Genomic DNA, 3,186 nt, shown 5'->3' on the forward strand with positions numbered 1-3,186 from the left:
ATCATGTATCCGCATTGGCCGGCCGACTGGATGCAGGCGCTCACGCATACGCCTCATCTTCGCGCTGCCGGTCAGCGCGGCCCTGATGCGCGCGAGAAAGTTTTCGCGAGTCTTGCGCAGTCCCAACCCGATGCGGACCGGCTCGCGAACTGCGGTAGGCGGCGCAACGTACTGCTCCGGCTCAGGCTCAGCAACCGCGACGGGCTCGGCAAGTTCGGGCGTCGGTGCGGGCGCGAGCGCCGGTAGTGGCTCAACTTGCGGCGCAGACTCGATTTCCAAATGAGACGGACGCGAGGGGAGCGCCTTGCGGAGGCTCCACTGGATCAGGACTCCGATAAAAACGAGGCCCGCGCCGGCGCCGGCGGCGATAATCAGGATGAAGGCAATAGCGAAAAGACTCACGGGTTAGTCGTCCGGAAAATAAATTCTGAAGAAACTTCGATGCCAAGAATAACAGTCGCAACACCGCTCCGAAACCGCCGCCGCACCGACGAGCGTGCGAGGGAAATAATCAGGGGGAGCTGCCGAGCGGCTTGTGCACGACCGTTGAGCTGTCGAGATACGGCTCGTCGCCGATCCACGTTACACGAAGCGTCGTCACGGCTTCGACGCCTTGCAGCATCAGATCCGCCGTCATCGTTTGGGTGTGCGATCCGCCCGCAGACTGACGGCCAACGGTCAGCGCCTCGGCCATCGCGCGTCCCGCGGGCGCGACGCCGCCGGGTCCGATGTTCGGCAGCGTGCCGAGGATCTGCGTGATCGTCGGCGCGACGTCGGTGTTCGCGGTGGGATTGAGATCGACGAAGCCGCGCCGGAAGTCGGGGCCGCTCGCAGCGCAGAAGTTATGAATTTCGCGCTCGCCCGCAGCGCCATGCATCCCCATGCCGGTGGTGAACGTCTGGCTGGTCCCAGTGTCCGCGTACACGACGCCCTTCACCGGATGCAGCAGCCCCGCCGATTTGTTTGTCGTCGAGACTTGTCCGATCTGGCCGATCAGAAACGCGGGATTGGTGGGCCCGGTGAGGTTCTTATTGTCGGCGTCGGGCTCCTCGCGAAACGAAATCACCAGGTCTGGCGACCGCGCCGCATTGTACAGTCCCACGACGCGCTGGCTGAAGGTGCCATCGATCCATCCGAGATACGGCTTCGGCGCGCGCGACCTGCGGCCGCGACGGGTCGGTTCATCAGGAGCGGTAGCGGGATCGCGCGAGAAAATCGGCCCGCACCATTCCTGCGCCTCGGCGAAGTTCACGATCTTCTGCAGCACCGCGCGCTTCGATTCGGGCGTCGCAAATTCCGTCGGCGACAGGTACACCAGGTCCGCGCCGCCGTTGGGGACGACGACTACGTCGGTGCTGTCGTGCGACTTCTTGACTCCCGCCGCCACCAGCATTTCCGAAAGCACGATTCGGAATTTGATCGTCGCAAAACCGTGATCCGACACCACGATCAGGTCAGTCTTGTCGGCGATTCCCAACGCGTCTATCGCAGCGCGCACGCGCATCAGGTTGTTATCGCACAAACTGAGCGCTTCCATCGCGGGCAGCGTGCCCAGCCCGGCGATATGCTGCGTGAGATCGGGATTATGCTGCCAGAAGACGACCAGCGCCGGCCGGCCCGCATCGGCGGCAGCTTTCGCAGCGGGCAACGCGTTCTCGACGACCAGCCGCGCAAAATATAGATCGCGCTGTTCGTCGGCCACTGCGGTCTTCGAATCGACCGGAATCTCGGCATCTATCTTCTGACTCGCCGACACCAGGTCTTCCGACGCAAACAGGTAATCCTTGTGCGGCTCGCCGACGATGTCCTTGCCGTCGACGATCGTCGCGACCCGATTGTCGAACACCGAGGTCGGCCCCTGCTTGCCGATCACGGCGACGTAGCCGCCCTCGCGCGCGACCTCCTGCGCGATAGTGTCGAGACCGATCAGCCGTCCCTTGAAGGCGTCCGCGCCGTTCAGATTCAGGATCGCCTTGGCGCCTTCGGCGTTTACCACCTGCCCCTTCGGCGCTTCCGGCGAGGGCGCGAGATAGAAATTGTTGCCCTCGAGTCCGTTGACGCCCGGCGGCGCACCCGTCGCGAGCGCAGTCGCGTTCACCATCGTAAGCGTCGGGAAGATCGAATGATGCCGGTCGAAGCGCACTCCCTCGCGCGCGAGCCGAAAGAGATTCGGCGTATCGCGCTGGGTGACGAAGTCGGGCCGCAGCCCATCCCACACCATCAGCAGCACGACACGGCCGCGCCCGCGATGAGCTTGAGCTGCGTCTTGCGCGCGAGTCGGCGCAGCCACGAGAGCGAATACGAAAAGTATTGCGAGAATTTCGGACAACCGTCGATTGAACATTCGATCGGTCATCAAAGCGGCACGCAAGCGGCCGTGTCAATCGTTGTTCGCGATCGGCTTGACCGCCGCGGTCCGAGGATGCGCCTTGAAAAATTCCCAGATGACGTCGGTCGCGTTCAGAGCGTCGCTCGGCTTGCCGACCCATTTTTCCGGCAGCTGATTATTCCCGCCAGGCCAGATGTGCCCCAATCCAGTGACCTTGTAGTACTCGACCTCGCCACCCCTGGCGCATTGATCGTAAGTGATTTCCAGCACGTCCTTGCCGCGGGCAGTCTGCACCTGCGGTCCGCAGCCAAGCATCCGTTCCCATTCCTTGAGCGAATCCTCGACCGGCGGCCGATTCTCAATTGTCTCCCAGGGCAGCTTCACTTTACCGCCGCCGAGTGGATTGAGCGGGTCGGCGGTGCCGACGATATAGAGCAGCGGAACCGGATAGGCGAGCTGTTTTTCGCGTTCCCAGAGATGGCCCGCGACCGGCGCTATCGCCGCGACTCGATTCGAGAGGTTGAGCCCGACGCTGAATGTCATCGACGCGCCGTTGGAAAAGCCGGTGCAATAAATTCGCGCCGGGTCGGCCGCGTAGTGCGCCTCGAGGAAATCGATCATCGCCGAGATGAAGCCGAGGTCGTCGACATTGTTCACGCCAATCGCGCCGCGGCCGGAGCCGTCGTTCCACAGCCGCGGGTTCATCAGGAATCGCGCCGGCAGCAAGGGACGTGGCGGAGTGCCGTCGGGGAACACCGCGATGAAGCCCTCGCGATCCGACTTCGCGTCCCATCCCGTCTCCGGAATCGCACCCTCACCGCTGCCGCCCGCGCCATGGAGCATGAAGACCACCGGAA

At 63.5% G+C, this 3,186-nt stretch carries 2 protein-coding genes and 1 pseudogene; all 3 read right to left on the reverse strand.

What is annotated here, in order from left to right:
* Positions 1-402: pseudogene (locus tag VIW95_RS01150) on the reverse strand (hypothetical protein); the annotation flags it as partial.
* Between the two features lie 109 nt (positions 403-511).
* The gene (locus VIW95_RS01155; RefSeq protein WP_331583168.1) at positions 512-2,356 is read right to left on the reverse strand and encodes an alkaline phosphatase family protein; all 1,845 of its coding nucleotides are present in this window, start codon (positions 2,354-2,356) and stop codon (positions 512-514) included.
* Positions 2,357-2,380: 24 nt separating this feature from the next.
* Positions 2,381-3,186 (reverse strand): hypothetical protein (locus VIW95_RS01160; RefSeq protein ID WP_331583170.1); only part of this gene is annotated, 806 nt, incomplete at its 5' end.

This window comes from Binatus sp. (SeqCode), from assembly GCF_036522015.1.
Classification (GTDB): domain Bacteria; phylum Desulfobacterota; class Binatia; order Binatales; family Binataceae; genus Binatus.

Bases quoted from the DNA above. Each gene is read 5' to 3' on its own strand.
- VIW95_RS01155 (WP_331583168.1), bottom strand. From the start codon at position 2,356: ATGACCGATCGAATGTTCAATCGACGGTTGTCCGAAATTCTCGCAATA.